This is a genomic window from Klebsiella sp. K-Nf6 (genome assembly GCF_002806655.1).
In the GTDB taxonomy this organism is placed as follows: domain Bacteria; phylum Pseudomonadota; class Gammaproteobacteria; order Enterobacterales; family Enterobacteriaceae; genus Klebsiella; species Klebsiella variicola.
In genome coordinates, this window is sequence record NZ_PIBN01000050.1 from 1 (window position 1) to 887 (window position 887).

General features: G+C 57.0%; 1 protein-coding gene. It reads right to left on the reverse strand.

From position 1 onward, the window contains the following. Positions 1 to 887, reverse strand: an 887-nt coding sequence (locus CWM61_RS28550; RefSeq protein WP_206054242.1) for a CotH kinase family protein, incomplete at both ends; no start/stop codon positions are given.

Sequence of the window (887 nt, forward strand, 5' to 3'; positions counted from 1 at the left end):
GCCATTTTTCATATTCAGCCTGCATCAGTTCCGGGGTGTAGCGCCCCAGCAGGTCTCGGGCCAGCTCCAGCACACCGCGCTGTGAAAACAGACCGTTATCCCGCAACTCCGCATAGCGGGCATTCATTTCCGCCTGGAAGGTGGTACGGACTTTCTTCCAGAAGGTGCGGTTGACCTGCATGGCGAGACCGTTATCAAACAGATTCAGGTCTGGCGGATAGGCAATCGACGTCCCGGCGTAATGCAGACCAAAGGTGGTATCCAGGTCATAGGGCATGAAAAACCATTTCGTGCCGTCCCAGGTGATAAACGTGGTGTTCTTCTGCACGCAGTCCGGGGCGCAGATAAAGCTGAGGAAGACGTAGAAATCCACCACGTTGTTTTTATCCAGATGCGTACCGGCAGCGGTGGTAAACGCGTCCTGCGCGGACTGCGCGAAGTCCCGCCAGCGGTCGAGGCAGGCAGCCGTTTCCGCCGTGGGTTTCGAAGGTGAGTCCATCACCCAGGTGCCGTTATCCGTGAGCGCCGGGATGTTAATCGCCCCGTCCCAGATAATCATGATTTGCTCCGGGCTGTTTTTGGCGATGTTGTAATCCTTGCGCGACGAGTTGTAGAGAAAATCCCCTATCCCGTAAAACTCACCGTTGATATACAGCACGCAGGCGTACCCCTTCGGGCAGCCGATGGCACCCGTATCAATGGCGCTGGCCCCCAGCTTCCCCACGTAGCTGTTATCAATATCCCGGCGCGGCCAGCCGCTGCGGGTCGCCATCACCTTCTGCCACAGGTTGTAGCAGAGCACATTGCGCAGGTGGGTCGAGTCAATCCAGTTCGCCTTGAAAATCCATTTGTCCTTCGGCACCACATCGCCGATTTTCAGGCTGACG